The sequence below is a fragment of the Streptomyces griseorubiginosus genome (assembly GCF_001514195.1).
In the GTDB taxonomy this organism is placed as follows: Bacteria; Actinomycetota; Actinomycetes; order Streptomycetales; family Streptomycetaceae; genus Streptomyces; species Streptomyces griseorubiginosus.
Genome location: NZ_KQ948737.1, coordinates 441338 through 457257 on the forward strand (window position 1 = coordinate 441338; position 15920 = coordinate 457257).

Sequence of the window (15920 nt, forward strand, 5' to 3'; positions counted from 1 at the left end):
CGACGGCCTTCATATCAGGGGCACAGGCCGATGTCGGAGTTGTAGCTGATGTCGATCGAGCCGCTCCAGGTCATGCACTGGCCGGGCGCGGGGAGGTCCTTGTACACCGGGCCGGCGTAGGTCGTGTAGGAGCCGGCGTCCCTGGCCGGCGTGCTGCTGGTCGTCCAGGTGTCCAAGGTGACCTCCATGAACACACGGGCGCCGGGCTTGCTGCGCACCGTCACAGCGCACCACTGCTTGTCCGCCGAGCTGTAGGCCACGTACGTGGTCGCGGCCACGGTCGTCTGCGAGGACTTGATCGGCGTCGACGTGAAGACCTCGTACCCCTTCCCGCACGCTCCGTTGTACGCCCCGGTCGTGGCGGCCGAGGCAGGTGCGGTCGCGGCGAGCGTCCCTCCGATGGCCAGCACGGCAAGGGCGCCTGCGGTGACTGCCTTGTGGCGGATCGACTTCATGATGTTCCCCCTGTTGGTCTTTCGACGGGGCGGTCGGTCGTCGCCGCCCACGCAGAGTGAGACCGGGCAGGGGTGTGGTCAGTTGTAGGGTTCCTTGTCGCGGTCCTGTCACTGGTGTCACAAGGTTCGTTACGGCAGCGCCGACGGGAGTCCACTGCCACGGGGACGGTGCCGCCTGCCGCCTGCCGCCTGCCGCGGGGACGGTGCCGCAGGGAACGCCATCCCCCGCCCAAACCCCCGATCCTTGTGCGGTCTTGGTGACCCCTGGTAGGACTGTGCCACGCCGTCACCGTCACATGTTCGATTCTGCGGGGGGTTGCATGTGGCCGCCACGGCCTTGACTTCTTCACCTCAGCCGCGCCCGCGTGCCCCGCACACACCGCATCCTCCTCGGCACCGGCTCCCCACCGCCGTAAGGCGAGCCGCACAGCACGGCCCGGCACTCCTCGCCGTCGCGGTGACCGTGCTGCTGTGTGCGACGGCGCTGGCCGCACTCGCTGCGCTGGCCGGGAGTTCCGTGCAGGACGGCGCCGTACGGCGACTCGGCGACCATATCGACGCGCAGGCGAGCGTCAGCGCGTCCTTCCGGGCCGGCGGAATGGCCGCGGCCGATCGCGATGTGCGGGCTGCGGTCGAGCGGGTGTTCGCCGGGGTACCGCAGCAGACGTACGTCGGTCTGCTGGGTGTGTCGCCGGTCTCCGTGACGCGGATCGGAGCGGAGGGTGGGCCGCCGCGCGTTCCCGGAGCCGGCGGACTGCACCCGGTCGCCGTCCAAGAGGCGGCTCGGTTCGGGAAGTTGGTCTCCGGGCGGTGGCCCGCCGGTACGGCCGACGCTCCTGCCGCCGCGTTCACCTCCCTTCCCGAGGTCCGGGTCGGCGCCGGATCCGCCGAACCGGTGGACGCGGCGGTGCCCGACGCGCTGGCCCGGCGTCTGGGGGTCGGACCCGGCACCGCCCTGCGGGTGGAGGACGCCTTCGGTCGGGCCGTGACGGTGCGGATCACCGGTGTCTTCCGGGCGCGCGGCGGCGTCGGGTTCTGGCCGGCCATGGCTGGGGACCTGGCCCCGGGGCAGACCGCCGACCAGCGGCTGCTCGTGGTGTCGGCGTCGGCTCTCAACGGCAGTGCCGCCCTGAACGGGCACCTGACGGCGCACTGGAGTGCGCAGCCCGACTTCTCCCGGATCGAGGCGGCCGACCTCGCCGGGCTGCGTGACCGGCTGCGCGCCTTCTCCGGCAGCCGCACCGACGTGTCGGTGTTCGGCGGGCGGCAGCCGTCGCTGGACGACCTGAACGTGGTCTCCGGTCTCCCGGGAGCTGTCGACGATCTGACGGTGCCCATGGTGGCGGCCCGGTCGTCGCTGTACCTGCCGAGCGTGATGCTGGCGGCCCTCGCCCTCGCGACTTTGGTCCTGGCCGCACGGCAGTTGACGGTGCGTCGGCGTGACGAGCTGGCGCTCCAACGGGCCCGGGGCGCCGGCACCCCGCGGTTGCTGGGGGGCGCCGCGGCGGAATGGGCGCTCACCGGCATCCCGGCCGCCCTCGCCGCGCCCTTCCTGGCCGGGCTGCTGCACCCCGGCGCCCGGGGCACCGGGGTGTGGGCGGCGGTGGGGGTGACCCTGCTGGTGCACGCCGCTGCGGTGCTGCTGCCCGTACTGCCGTCGACGCGGACGCGCTCGGCGCGGGGCACGCGGGCCGCCGCCGCACAGCGGCTGGGTGCCGACCTGGCCCTGGCGGTCGTCGCCGTCCTGGGCTATCTGGAACTGCGGCGGCACCACTCGTTGCTGGCCGGTCCGGGGAGCGGCGGCGCGGCCGCCGACCCCGTACTGGTCCTGGTGCCGACCCTGGTGGCGGGAGCCGCGGCACTTCTTCTGTTACGACTCCTGCCGCTGGCCTCGCTCGCGCTGGACGCGTTCGGCCGTCGCAGCCGGGGTGTGGTCCTCACGCTGGCCGGCTGGCATCTGGGGCGACGGGCCGCGCGCAACGCCGGGCCGGTGGTGCTGATGTGCCTGGCCGTGTCGGTGAGCGCCTTCGCGACGACCGCGCTGGCCTGCCTCGGCGCCCTGGCCTCCGAGGAAGCCGCGTTCACGGTCGGTGCGGACGTACGCATCTCGCCGTCCGCAGAAGGCAGTTACCCCTCCTCCGTTCTGGGCTCCGCCTATCGCGCGCTGCCCGCGGTGACCTCCGTGAGGCCGGTGACGCGGGCGACGGTGAATCTGCCCGGTGGCGCCACCGAGGACCTGGTCGGCACGATCGGCGGCCCCGCTCCCCGCACCTCCTCGGCGGACGTCCACGGGATACGGCTGCCCGGACGTCCGACCGCACTGCTCCTCGACGAACGGCTCAGCAGTGACGGCAGCCGGGCGGCACCGGGCCTGGAGCTGACCGTGCAGGACGCCGACGGGCTCGTCAGCACGGTGACCGCCCGCCTGCCCGCTGCGGACGGGGCTCGGCACACCGTCGTCGTACCCCTCGACGTGCCGCTGAGCGGCGGCCGTCCGAGGCAGTACCCGCTGACGCTGACCGCCGTCACCCTTCTCCCCCAGCCGGGCACCCGTCCCGCGCGGCTGGGACTGGAACTGATCCGGGTGGGCGCGCGCGGCACCGCGGACACCTGGGAGAGCAGGCTGCCGCCCGGGCAGGCCTGGGCCGACGGCACCGAACACGCCTCCGACTCCACCGCGGGCGCGTGCGAGGGGAAGCCCACCGGCGGCTACGAGCCCGGCACGCCAGGGGTGTGCTCCATCGCCGTCGGCGGTTCCGGAGTGCTCCGGACCACTGTCAGTACCGGCATCCGGCCTGCTCAGGACGTCGATGACGCCCTCGGCGGGGGTCTGTCCGAAGACGACTACGCCACCCGGCCCGCCGGCCAGGTGCGACTCGTCGCGGGCCCGGCAGGCCGCGCCGCGCCACTGCCGGTGCGCGCCGACGACGTGACGCTGAGCGCCGCGCGGCTGCGCATGGGCGCCACCACGACCCTGGATGTGGGGAGCGGCCGGATCACGGCCAAGGTGGTGGGCCGGGTCGACTCGCTGCCCGGACTGGGCCGCGGACAAGGGCATCTGATCGCCGATCAGCGTCAACTCGCCGCCGCGATGACGCGGGCGGGTGCCGACCAGCAGGATCCCGCGTTCTGGTGGCTCGGCAGCACGGACAGCGCCCGTACGGCCGTCGCCGCCGAGGCGCAGCCCGCGCTGGGCCGTGTCACCACCACGGCCCGTACGGCCGCCTCCCTCCAGGCGGACCCGTTCCGCAGCGGCCTGCGTCGGGCGCTGGAACTGGTCCGCTACCTCGCCCCGGCCTTCGCGGTCATCGCCTTCACCGTGCACGCCGTGGTCTCCACCCGGCAGCGCCGCAAGGAGTTCGCCCTGCTGCGGGCCATCGGCGTCCGCACCGGAAACCTGTCCGCGCTGCTGGGCACCGAGCAGCTGGGGCTCACCCTGTTCGCGGTGGTCCCCGGGGCGCTGATGGGCATGGCGCTCGCGGCGGCGGTGCTGCCGCTGGTCACCGTGGACGACAGCGGACAGAACCCTTGTCCCCCGCTGCCGCTGGTCATGCCCTGGGCGACCGTGGCGCTGTTCACCGTGGTCACCGCGATCCTCATCAGCGGGGTCGTGCTGGCGCTGGCCCGGCTGCTGTCACGGGTCGACCTGGTACGGGTGCTGCGCGCGGGTGAGGACCGTTGAGCACGCGGCCCGGTACGGCGGCCGACGACCGCCCCGGACACGACCGGAAAGGACGGACCGTGAGGCGACCCCTGGGCGCGGCGGTGACCCGGCGCCTGATACGCAGAGAGTCCCGGGGCGATCTGCCGTTGCTGGCCTGCCTCGCGGCCGTCGTCCTGGTGCTCACGGCGCTCTGCGCGTGGGCCCCCGCGTTCGCGGGCGGACAGGAGGACCGTGCCCTGCGGCAGCGCGTGGAGGCCTCGCAGGCGCAAGCACCCCTGATCAGCCTGAGCACCACGCCCCAGGTCTTCACCACCGTGCCGCCCGCGCTGGACACGGCCGCCCTGCTCGACGCCGGCCCCACCCTCACCGAGCAGCTCACCGGCCCCGCCGCACGGCGGGTGACCGTCACCGGCGGCAGCTACGACTACGAGCAGGCGTCCCTGATCTCACCACGACCCCCCGGTCCGGCGTACGCCGCCACCCAGCTGTCGCTCAGCCATCTGCCGTCCGCGCGGGTCCACTTGCACTACGTCAGCGGCCAACCCCCTGCCGATAGAACGCCGTTGGGCACACCGCCCCAGGTCGCGTTGTCGCAGGCCACCGCGCGGGCGCTCGGTGTACGGGCCGGCAGCCGGCTGACCGTCCAGTTCACCAAGACGCTCGGGGTGCAGAGCGCGCCACCCCACGCGACGCTCCTCGTGAGCGGCGTCTACCGCATCACTGCGACGAGGGACGACTTCTGGTCGGGCCGGGAGACTCTGGACCAGCCGTCGCGCTACCCGGCCGAGCGCTCCGCGGGCACCGTGCTCGCCGTCCGCGGCCTGGTCGGCCTCGACGCGGCGGACCTGCTGGCCGGTGCCGGCGTCGGCGGTCCCCGGTTCACGTGGCAGCTGCGCGCCGATCTGTCCGGGGCGGCGCTCGACCAGGCGCGCGCACTGACCGGGCCGCTGTCCCAGTACGGCGCGGCCCTCGACGAGGCCCTGTGTCAGGGGGTCGACCCGATCACCAGCGACCTCAGCTGCCATGTCGGCGGCCAGCCCACCGGTCCCCTGCTGGTGATCGACTCCCTGACTCCGCTGCTCACCGCCTTCACCGCTCAGGACCAACAGGCCAGGCGGCTGGCGACGTTCGCCGTCGACGCGCTGGCCGCCGTCGCTCTGGCCACCGTCACCGTCGCGATACGGCTGCTGCTGCGCCGGAGGCAGGCGCAACTGCGGTTGCAGCGCGCGCGGGGCGCGTCCACCGTGCGGTTGGTGCTGCTGCGCTGTGCCGTCGCCTGGCCGGTGGTGGTGATCGCCGGTCTGCTCGGCTGGGCGGCCGGACTTGCCCTCGCCCCCACCGGCACGTCCGGATCTCCCCAACCGATGACCGCGGCCCTCGTCACCTCTTCGGTGGCGCTGACGCTGCCCGTGATGACCTGGCTCGCGGTGCGCGAACCACGCAGGCCCGGCCGACTGCGGCGCTCCCGCCGGAACATCGCCCTCGGCCGACGTGTGGTCCTGGAGCTGACGGTACTGACAGCGACAACGGCCGGCGTGGTCGCGCTCCGCTCGCAGGGCCCCGACGGCATTCTCGGCGCCGTGCCGGTGCTGGTGGCGCTGAGTGTGGTACTCGTCCTGCTGCGCTGCTACCCGTTCGTGCTGCGCCTGGTGCTGCGGCCGGCCCGGCGCGGCCGGGGCACGGTGGGATTCATCGGGGCGGCCCGGGCCGCGCACGACGCACCGGCGACCGGGCTGGCCCTCTTCGTCCTGGTCTTGACCCTGGGAACGGCCGTGTTCGGCGGACTCGTGAACCGTACGATCGACGACGGCCTCGCGACGGGCGCGGCCTGGAGCACCGGCGCCGACGCGAGCGCCACCGCGGCAGGGACCGTCACGCCCGCAGCGGACAGCCGCGCCACCGGAACCCGGACAGCCCTCCAGCACCGGTACACCGTCGACCTGACAGGACAGGCCGACGGCGCGGAGATCTCGCCGGTCGCCGTGATCGCCGTGGACCCGGGTCAACTCGCCGCCATAGCACCGAAGTCACCGCTGGCCGCCACTGTGCTGGCTCGGCTGACCGGGCCGACGAATGCCCGAGCAGGCGCGCACTCCGGCCTGCCCTCCCTCCTCTCCCCCGACCTGCGGGCCAGAGAACGCACCGGCGGCTTCACCAGCAGGGTCGTGCGCGCCGGTCAGCGCCCAAGGGACCTGGTCTTCAGGCCAGTTGGCACCCTGTCCGCCGCCGAACTCCGCGACCCGCTCCTGGGGCCGGTCACGGCGCAGATCGCCGCCGGAACGCCGCTGCTGATCACCACCGCCGACGCGGCGCGCCTGATGCCGCCGCAGTCCTCAGGAAGCACCGTCCTGCTCCTCAAGGCCGAGACGCCCGCCGCCGGGGAACCCGCCGCACTGCGGGCGGAGGCGTCCAGGGTGCTGGGGCCACAGGCCAGGATCCGCGTCCGCTCCGAAACGTCGAGTGCGCTGCAAACCGACGGTCTGACGCGGGGCCTTGGCACGCTCTACGCCACCACCTCGATCCTGGCCGCCTTGTCGGGTCTGCTCGCCCTCGTCCTCGAACTGACGCTGACCTCGCACGAGCGCAGCCGCACGACCTCGTTCCTGCGGACGCTCGGGCTCGGGGGGACAGCGGCCGGGGCCCTGCACTTCCTCCAACTGCTGCCCCTGGCGCTCGCGTCGGCGGTGGGCGGCATCCTGGTCGGACTGCTCGAACCCCGGCTCATGGCACAGACGTTGGACCTGCGGCAGTTCACCGGCGGTCCCGCCCAACCGGCCCTGCACACTGACTTCTCCCTGACCGTCGCGCTCGTGGCCGGCGTGACCGCGCTGATCCTGGCCGCCGCGGTCACCGAAGCGGTGCTGGCCCGTCGGCGGGGGCTGGGGGCGGTGCTGCGGCTGGCGTGAGGCTGCTGCGCTTGGCGTGAGGCTGCTCGCGTCTGGCGTGACGCCCGCGGATCGACAGCACCTGCGTCGCGCCTGCCCTCGCGCGGTCAGTGTTCGGGGCCACCGCCTGCCGCGTCCTGGGTGTTCTGGGTGTCCTCAGTGTCCTGCGCGTTGTGCGCGTTGTGCGCGTCCTGCGCATCGGCGCGCGCCCGCCGCGCGGTCTCGTCGGGCCATACGCCCACGTGGTCGCTCTCCAGCACGAGCCGTACCCGCTTGCGCAGGTGGAGCCGCTCGGTGAACTCGCCCGGCAGTTGCAGCCGACCACTGCCGTCCAGCACCGCGTACTCCTCCGCGGTGTGCACCTCCACGCCGTCCTCACCGGTGGCGACCCGGCGGAGCACCTCGGTGGACGTGCGCCCGTCGCGGATCCGTACGGTGCGCTGCACCTGCTCGGACACCAACGCGTCGTGGGTCACCACGACCACGGTGACGCCCAGTTCCTCGTTGGCCCGGCGCAGCGCCGCGAAGACCTCGTCGCTGGTGGCGGTGTCGAGTTGGCCGGTGGGTTCGTCGGCGAACAGCACCCGGGGCTCGTTGGCGTTGGCGACGGCGATGGCGACCCGCTGCTGCTCGCCGCCGGAGAGTGTGTCGGGGGTACGGTCCCGGCAGTGGCCGACGGACAGCAGGTCGAGCAGTTCCTCCGCCCGGGCCCGGCGCCGGGAGCGCTTGATCCCGGCGTACGTCATCGGAAGCATCACGTTCTCGGCGGCCGTGAGGTACGGCAGGAGGTTGCGGGAGGTCTGCTGAAGGACGAAGCCCACTGTGCTGCGCCGGTAACCGAGCCGTTCGCGGCGATTCATCGCCAGCAGGTCGTACCCGGCGACCTCGGCGCTGCCCGCGGTGGGCACGTCCTGGCCGGAGAGGATGCCCAGCAGCGTCGACTTGCCCGAACCGGAGGCACCGACCACGGCGATCATCTCGCCCTCGGCCACCGTCAGGTCGAGTCCCTGGAGTGCCTGCACCTCGACACCCTCGCTCTGGTAGATCCGCACCAGGTTCTCGCACACGACCAACCCGGCCTCACGCTGCGGGGCGGCGGCAGCCACGGCCCGCCGCCGCAACTCGTCCAAGTCCGGTGTGTCGATGCGCTGTTGGTGAACGGGCACGCGGTCCCCCGGGAAGGTGCGGTCTGCGGACAACGGTGTCAGGCAGTCGCCAGGGTAATGCGGGAGTCCCCACCAGGGGGCGTCTCTTCGCCCTTCGGCGGAGAGGCAGCCCGAGGGGCTGTCGCGCTTCCCGATCACCGCGAGGAACGGCTGGTCCGGGTGGTGCGGATGATCCTTCCCTGCGTAGGGTGAACTACCGGAAAGAGGGCGGCCGTTCGCGCGCCGCCCTCATGACTCCGGACGCGAGGTGGTTCGCGGCGTCGGGAAGAGCGACGCGCATGCCCCGTCGCCGCACAGGGCCAGAAAGTGAGTGCAGACAGATGCCACCGACGTTCGTACTGGTTCACGGAGCTTTCGCGAACTCCTTCTCCTTCGCACCGCTCCAGGCCGAACTCGGCCTCCTCGGACACCGTTCGGTCGCCGTCGATCTTCCGGGACACGGGTTCGCCGCGACGTATCCGCCGGCCTATCAGGCGCCGCAGGACGTCGCAGGGCTCGCTACCGCGCCCGGGGCCATCAAGGGCGTCACGCTCGCCGACAACGCCGCGCACCTCATCGGGATACTGGAGCGGGGCAAGCGGAACGGCCCCGTCGTCCTCGTCTCGCACAGCCGCGGGGGCATGACGGCCACCGTCGCGGCCAACCAGCGGCCCGACCTGATCAACCGCATCGTCTATGTCTCCGCCTGGTGCCCCGTCGAGCTCGACGTCAGCGCGTACTACGCCGAGCCCGAGATGGCCACGGTCGATGTCGCAGGGCTGGCGTCGGCCATGGTCGGAAACCCTGCCGAACTCGGGCTGCTGCGCTCCAACTTCCGCACCGCCGACCCCGGCGTCCTCGCGGCCTTCAAGGCGGCTTTCCTCGCCGACGGGACGGACGAGGAGTTCATGGTCTTCCTCAACACCCTCCAGCCCGACGAGAACCTCGACGTCGGCACACCCGACGACCGGGCGCAACCCGACAGTTGGGGGCGGATCCCCAAGACGTACGTCCGGCTCACTGAGGACACCAGCGTGCCGCTCGCCATGCAGGACCGGATGATCCGCGAGGGCGACGCGTTGACGCCGGAGAACCCCTACGACGTCCGTACGCTCACCAGCAGCCACGTGAAGTGGCTGGTCGACCCGGCACCGGCGGCCCGGGTTCTGGGTGACATCGCCGCGCTCCTGCCTGCCGAACGGTAGACGTACCTCCGCTTGTCATATCGGTAGCGACGGCTCTGAATGGCGTGAGCTCGCCGTTGGCTCTCTCCACCCCCCACGCATCACCTACTGAATACCGCCCGCAAGTCAAGGCGCCTGCCGCGTCCACAAGTTGCACAGAATCTGATGTCCGAGGGCTTGCCGGACCACTGGGGTCAACATTTAAATCAAGTCATGAACTAAGTGGTGGGCAGGCTTCACCGCTTGGCCGGCTTCGCCTGCTCGTACCGCAAACCCCCCGCACCGCACGGCAGTTCCCGCACGGCCTTTCGTGACCATCCTTCATTCACCCCCAGAGGAACATGGCATGGGCCTCAGATCTCTCGGTGTCGCGCTCGCCAGTACGGCGGCGCTGATCACCCTTCCAGCCGTCGCACCACCACCGGCCCTCGCGGCCGACGCCAACCTGTCCCAGGGCAGGACAGCCACATCGTCCTCGACGGAGAACGCGGCAACTCCGGCCACCGCCGCGGTGGACGGCGACACGGCCACCCGCTGGTCCTCGGCCGCGACCGACGACCAGTGGCTCCAGGTCGACCTCGGGGCCACGGCCTCGATCAGCCAGGTCGTCCTGAACTGGGAAGCGGCCTACGCCGCCGACTACAAGATCCAGGTGTCGTCGGACGCCCGCACCTGGAGCGATCTTCGGACCGTGAACGGCGGGGACGGCGGCACCGACACCCTCGCCGTCTCCGGTCAGGGCCGCTACGTCCGCATGCAGGGCATCCACCGGGCCACCCCGTGGGGTTACTCGCTCTGGGAGTTCCAGGTCTTCGGAACCCCCGGCACCACCCAGCCCGCCACCTGCTCCACCGCCAACTCGGCGCAGGGCAAGGCCGCTTCGGCGTCCTCGACCGAGAACGCCGGCACTCCGGCGTCCGCGGCGTTCGACGGCAACGACGGCACCCGCTGGTCCAGCCAGGCCGCGGACCCGCAGTGGCTGCGCGTCGACCTGGGCTCGTCCCAGGACATCTGCAAGATCGACCTGAACTGGGAGGCCGCGTACGGCAGGGACTTCCAGCTTCAGGCGTCCGCGGACGGCCAGACCTGGAACACCCTCAAGACCGTGACCGGGGCGACCGGAGGACGCGCCTCCTACGACGTGAGCGGTACGGGGCGCTACGTACGCGTACTCGGCACGGCCCGCGCGACCGCCTGGGGCTACTCCCTGTGGGAGGTCGCCGTCCACACCACGTCCGGCGGCACCGGTGGCCCGGTCCAGGGCGGCGGTGACCTGGGACCGAACGTGATCGTCGTCGACCCCTCCACGCCCAATCTCCAGCAGAAGTTCGACCAGGTCTTCGCCCAGCAGGAGTCCGCGCAGTTCGGCTCCGGTCGCTACCAGTTCCTCCTCAAGCCGGGCACCTACAACGGCATCAACGCCCAACTCGGCTTCTACACCTCGATCTCAGGGCTCGGACTGAACCCCGACGACACCCAGATCAACGGCGACATCACCGTGGACGCGGGCTGGTTCAACGGCAACGCGACGCAGAACTTCTGGCGTTCGGCGGAGAACCTCGCCATCACCCCGTCCAACGGCACCGACCGCTGGGCCGTCGCCCAGGCCGCGCCCTTCCGCCGTATCCACGTCAAGGGCGGCCTCAACCTGGCACCCAACGGCTACGGTTGGGCCTCCGGCGGCTACATCGCCGACTCCAAGATCGACGGCACCGTGGGGCCGTACTCGCAGCAGCAGTGGTACACCCGTGACAGTTCGGTCGGCGGCTGGACCAACGGCGTGTGGAACATGACGTTCACCGGGGTCCAGGGCGCGCCCGCGACCAACTTCGACACCGGCCCGTACACCACCCTCGACACGACGCCGATCTCCCGCGAGAAGCCGTTCCTCTACCTCGACGGCAACGCCTACAAGGTCTTCGTCCCGGCAAAGCGCACCAACGCCCGCGGGGTCTCCTGGCCCGCGAACGCCGGGACCTCGCTGCCGCTCGACCAGTTCTACGTGGTCAAGCCGGGAGCGACCGCGGCCACCATCAACACCGCACTGGCCCAGGGCCTCAACCTGCTCTTCACCCCCGGCGTCTACCACCTCGACCAGACGATCGACGTCACCCGGCCGGACACCGTGGTGCTCGGGCTGGGCCTCGCCACGCTCGTGCCCGACGGCGGCGTCGACGCGATGCACGTCGCGGACGTCGACGGCGTCCGGCTCGCCGGATTCCTCATCGACGCCGGCGCGACGCGGTCCGACACCCTGCTCCGGATCGGGCCGACCGGCGCGGCAGCGGACCATTCCGCGAACCCGACCACCATGCAGGACGTGTTCATCCGCATAGGCGGCGCGGGCCCCGGCCTCGCGACCAACTCCGTCGTGGTCAACAGCGACGACGTCGTCGTCGACCACACCTGGATCTGGCGCGCCGACCACGGCGAAGGCGTCGGCTGGGAGACCAACCGGGCCGACTACGGACTCGTGGTGAACGGCGACGACGTGCTCACCACCGGTCTGTTCGTCGAACACTTCAACAAGTACGACGTGCTCTGGAACGGTGAACGCGGCCGCACGATCTTCTTCCAGAACGAGAAGGCCTACGACGCCCCGAACGCCGCCGCCATCACCCACGACGGCATCGTCGGGTACGCCGCGTACAAGGTCGCCGACACGGTCGCCGTCCATGAGGCCTGGGGTCTGGGCAGCTACTGCAACTACACCTCGGACCCCTCCATCGTGCAGCGCCACGGCTTCCAGGTGCCCGTCAAGCCCGGCGTCAAGCTGCACAGCATCCAGGTGATCTCTCTCGGCGGCAAGGGCCAGTACGCCCATGTCGTCAACGACACCGGTGCGCCCACCTCCGGCACCGACACCATCCCGTCCAAGATCACGCAGTTCCCGTGACAGCGGGTCGTTGAGCCGCATCGTCACCGATCGGACGACGACCTCGAGACGCTGCGGACCACGCTCGTGGTCCGCAGCAAGGGACGACCACCACGAGGCGCCCCTCGATCAGTTCGGCAAATTGCCCCCACGAGTTTGATAGAAAGCCCTTCCTTCGGTCTCCCGGCTTGCCAGTCTCTGTCTGCACAGGCGCATGTCATGTCCGCGATCGTCGCTTCGCGCATCGCGGACATCGCCACATCGCCACATCGCCACATCGCCACATCGCCACATCGCCACATCGCCACATCGCCACGGAGACGCCATGCCTCGAACGACCAGCAGAACCCTCCGGCTCGCCAGAGCCGTAGCCGTCACGGGAAGCGGCGCCGCTCTCGCCGTATCCCTGACAGGCAGCGCTTCCGCGGGCGTGCTGCAGAACCTGCCCGAGAACGCCACCGCGTTCCAGAAGAACTTCGAGCCGGTCTACGACTACGACACGGACTCCTGCTACCCGGCCGCCGCCATCGACGCCAACGGGAACCTCAACGGCGGTCTGAAGCCGACCGGCCCCATCACCGGCGAGTGCCGCGGCGGCCACCTCGGCAACGCCAACACGTACTCACGGGCCAAGTGCAACAACGGCTGGTGCGGCATCATCTACGCCAGCTACTTCGAGAAGGACGAGGCCTCCCCGAGCATCGGCCACCGCCACGACTGGGAGTGCATGGTCGTGTGGGTCCAGCAGGGGGCGGCCACGCCGTCGTACCTGTCGGCTTCCCGGCACGGCGGCTTCAGCACCCACCCGATCGCCGACGTTCCGATGAGCGGCCAGCGGGTCATGGCCGTCTACCACAAGGACGGCGCGAGCACCCACGCCTTCCGCTTCGCCAAGTGGGGCGAGACGGCCGAGAACGACACGGGCGCGTGGCACCAGGAGAACCTCCTCACCTGGGACAACCTCGCGCCCAACCTCCGCAACACCTTGAACGGCTCCGACTGGGGCAGCGCGAACCTGCCGCTCCAGGACTCGAAGTTCAACGACACGCTCAACAAGGCCAAGCCGAGCGAGATCCCGTTCGACCCGTACGCGTGACGGTCGCGGGGCGGGAAGGCCGCTGCCCCGCGTGTCGGGGCGGCGGCCGGCGACCAGGCATCGGCTGGCCCGCGAGCAGGGCATCAGCCGGCCGGCGAGCAGGGCATCGGCTGGCCGGCGAGCAGGGCATCGGCTGGCCGGCGAGCAGGGCATCGGCTCCGCGAGATGGCATCGGCTCCGCAAGGTGGCACCGGCTCCCGCCCCACCCGGCACCAAGCCTTGGGACACGTTTTACGCGAAGCATGCAACTGCCACCGACGTGATCGCTGTCTGATAGGGAGATGGGCCCTTCAGGGCCGAGGAGCGAGCAGACCGGGGCAGTTCGTGGGACGGCGCAAGACCAGCATATGGATCGCATTCGTCACAGGGGTGACGCTGATGGGCGCGAGCGCCTGCGGCGGGGGCGGCAGCGACAAGGCGAGCGGGGACGACGCGAAGCCGTCGACGCAGCCGAGCGCCAGCGCCTCTCCGTCCCCGACCAAACCCGCGGGCCCGCCGATGCTGCTGGAGACGATCACTCCGCAGACGGGGACCACGGTCGGCGTGGCCATGCCCATCTCGGTGATCTTCACGAACCCCGTGGCCGCCAAGGCACGGGCCACCGTCGAGAAGCACATGAAGGTGAGCGCCTCGCAGCCGGTGGTCGGCGCCTGGCACTGGATGGGCGACCAGCGCGCCGACTGGCGCCCGAAGACGTACTGGCCCTCCGGTACGACGGTGAAGATCGACGCGGACATGACGGGCGTCAGCAACGGCAACGGACGCTACGGCGTCCACAGCTACACGCACACCTTCAAGATCGGTGACGACGTACGCGCGGACGTCTCGGTGACCGGCCACACCATGAAGGTCACCCGGAACGGCGCGCCGGTGCGCACCCTGTCGATCAACGCGGGCAGCGCGGAGTTCCCGACCTGGGACGGCACCATGGCCGTCATCGACAAGCAGGAGAAGGTCCACATGACCTCCTGCAGCGTCGGCATCAGCTGCGACAAGGGCAGCCCTAACTACTACGACCTGACCCTGCCCTGGGACATCCACCTCACCCAGTCCGGCACCTACGTCCACTACTCGACCGGCGACCCCAACCCGGGCAGCGGCAGCGCGCGCGGCTCGCACGGCTGCGTCCACCTCTCCCTGGCGGACGCGAAGTGGTTCTACGGCCAGGTCAAGCAGGGCGACCCCATCACCATCACCGGTTCGCCGCGCGGCAAGGCCCCGGCCGACAACGGCTACGCCGACTTCAACCTGGACTGGCCCCAGTGGCTCGCGGGCAGCGGCTCCGGCGAGACGACGACCGCCGCTCTCTGATCGGCGTCGCCGGCGACACCCTGTGCGGTCCCCGGTCCAGGACACGGACCGGGGACCGAGCCTCCCCGTGGACCCCTCTCGGGTCTAATGTCGGTCAAATGACCACAGACGAAGCGAACCGGCGATGGACACGGTCCATGCCCGATGCCTACGAGCGTCACCTCGTGCCGGTCTTCTTTCGCCCCTTCGCCGTCGACCTGGCCACCAGGGCGGCGGCGCTACGGCCACGCACGGTGCTCGAGCTCGCCGCCGGGACCGGCGCGCTGACCTCGGCCCTGCTCGGCGCCGTACCCACGGCTTCCGTCGTGGCGACCGACCTCAACGAATCGATGGTCACCGCGGGATCGGCGCGCGAACCCCGAGCGGAATGGCGGCAGGCGGACGCCCAGGAACTGCCGTTCGAGGACGGCGGATTCGACCTCGTGCTGTGCCAGTTCGGGGTGATGTTCTTCCCCGACAGGCCCGCCGCCTACGCCGAGGTGCGCAGGGTCATGGCCCCGCAGGGGAGTTTCCTGTTCAACAGCTGGGGTCCAGTGGCCTCGCACGGGTTCGCGGCCGCCTTCCAGGCCGCCCTGGAAGAGTCCATGCCGGGTTCGGCTCCCCCGTTCCTCAGGAACGTGCCCCACGGCTACACCGACCCTGCCGCAGTCGCCGCCGACCTGGCAACGGCGGGGCTGACGCTGACCGCGACCGAGGAGGTGACGCTGACGGGCACCGCGGAGTCGGCCGCATCCGTCGCGAACGGCTTGCTCACGGGCACACCGGTGAGCGCGGCGTTGCAGGGCCGCGAGGACGCACAGGCCATCCAGGCCGCCGTCACTGAGGGGATGACGGAACGTCTCGGTACGGGGTCGGTGACGGCACCGATGACGGCGACGGTGTATCTGGCGCGACGGGACGTATGACCACTATGGGCGGGACAGGCGGCCCAGCACGGCACGAAACGGCTCCCGCCCAGACGCGACGCTCGCGATGTTCTGATCCAGCATCCCCATCGCGGTGAGTGCGACATGGCCGCAGGAGACGGCGTCAGCAGCACTTCCCGAGCCGTGGGCCGACGTCTTCGTGCGGCTGAAGTTCGGGGAACCGCTCCAAAAGGCCTACACGTTCGACGGCGTCGACGCGCGGCCGATCGACATACCAAAGGTCGCGCATGGAGGCCGCATAGAAGTCCAGGTCGGCTGCCCGCCCATGTACTCCCGCGCGTAGGCCCACGAACAGTGGGGCCACGCGTTCGGCGTAGGCGGCCACGTACAGGCGGATCACCTCGGCGCGCCCGTCATGGGCTGAGTCCTCGCCTGCTCG

At 71.2% G+C, this 15920-nt stretch carries 10 protein-coding genes; 8 read left to right on the top strand and 2 right to left on the bottom strand.

Annotated elements, in window-relative coordinates; translation table 11 throughout:
- Nucleotides 1-14: 14 nt before the first annotated feature.
- A complete protein-coding gene (locus AQJ54_RS20390) occupies nucleotides 15-455 on the bottom strand; it encodes a hypothetical protein (RefSeq protein WP_062239348.1) in 441 nt (146 codons plus the stop codon).
- 457 nt (nucleotides 456-912) lie between these two features.
- On the opposite strand from AQJ54_RS20390, the gene AQJ54_RS20395 reads away from it, so the two are divergent.
- Both AQJ54_RS20395 and AQJ54_RS20400 read left to right on the top strand, forming a co-directional pair.
- Nucleotides 913-4137 carry an FtsX-like permease family protein gene (locus tag AQJ54_RS20395; RefSeq protein ID WP_062239351.1) on the top strand — a complete coding sequence of 1075 codons (3225 nt, stop codon included), beginning with the start codon at nucleotides 913-915 and terminating at the stop codon, nucleotides 4135-4137.
- 59 nt (nucleotides 4138-4196) lie between these two features.
- Complete coding sequence (locus tag AQJ54_RS20400; protein WP_248845400.1) at nucleotides 4197-7025, top strand: hypothetical protein; 2829 nt, start codon at nucleotides 4197-4199, stop codon at nucleotides 7023-7025.
- Nucleotides 7026-7111: 86 nt separating this feature from the next.
- Here the strand turns inward: AQJ54_RS20400 and AQJ54_RS20405 are convergent, their stop codons facing one another.
- Nucleotides 7112-8170 (bottom strand): ABC transporter ATP-binding protein, encoded by a 1059-nt coding sequence (locus tag AQJ54_RS20405; protein WP_428843800.1) that lies wholly within the window; start codon nucleotides 8168-8170, stop codon nucleotides 7112-7114.
- Between the two features lie 320 nt (nucleotides 8171-8490).
- On the opposite strand from AQJ54_RS20405, the gene AQJ54_RS20410 reads away from it, so the two are divergent.
- From AQJ54_RS20410 to AQJ54_RS45705, 6 genes are all read left to right on the top strand, one after another.
- The gene (locus AQJ54_RS20410; RefSeq protein ID WP_062239357.1) at nucleotides 8491-9354 is read left to right on the top strand and encodes an alpha/beta fold hydrolase; all 864 of its coding nucleotides are present in this window, start codon (nucleotides 8491-8493) and stop codon (nucleotides 9352-9354) included.
- A 325-nt stretch (nucleotides 9355-9679) separates the two neighbouring features.
- Nucleotides 9680-12229, top strand: coding sequence for a discoidin domain-containing protein (locus AQJ54_RS20415; RefSeq protein WP_062239360.1), 2550 nt, complete (start codon nucleotides 9680-9682; stop codon nucleotides 12227-12229).
- 304 nt (nucleotides 12230-12533) lie between these two features.
- On the top strand, nucleotides 12534-13304 hold the full coding sequence (locus tag AQJ54_RS20420) for an NPP1 family protein (RefSeq protein WP_062239363.1): 771 nt from the start codon (nucleotides 12534-12536) through the stop codon (nucleotides 13302-13304).
- Nucleotides 13305-13682: 378 nt separating this feature from the next.
- Nucleotides 13683-14615 (top strand): L,D-transpeptidase, encoded by a 933-nt coding sequence (locus AQJ54_RS20425; RefSeq protein WP_243659420.1) that lies wholly within the window; start codon nucleotides 13683-13685, stop codon nucleotides 14613-14615.
- 137 nt (nucleotides 14616-14752) lie between these two features.
- Nucleotides 14753-15520, top strand: coding sequence for a class I SAM-dependent methyltransferase (locus AQJ54_RS20430; RefSeq protein ID WP_062239366.1), 768 nt, complete (start codon nucleotides 14753-14755; stop codon nucleotides 15518-15520).
- Between the two features lie 94 nt (nucleotides 15521-15614).
- Nucleotides 15615-15824: a hypothetical protein gene (locus AQJ54_RS45705; protein ID WP_159055540.1), complete on the top strand. Its 210-nt coding sequence runs from the start codon at nucleotides 15615-15617 to the stop codon at nucleotides 15822-15824.
- The last annotated feature ends 96 nt before the right edge of the window (nucleotides 15825-15920 follow it).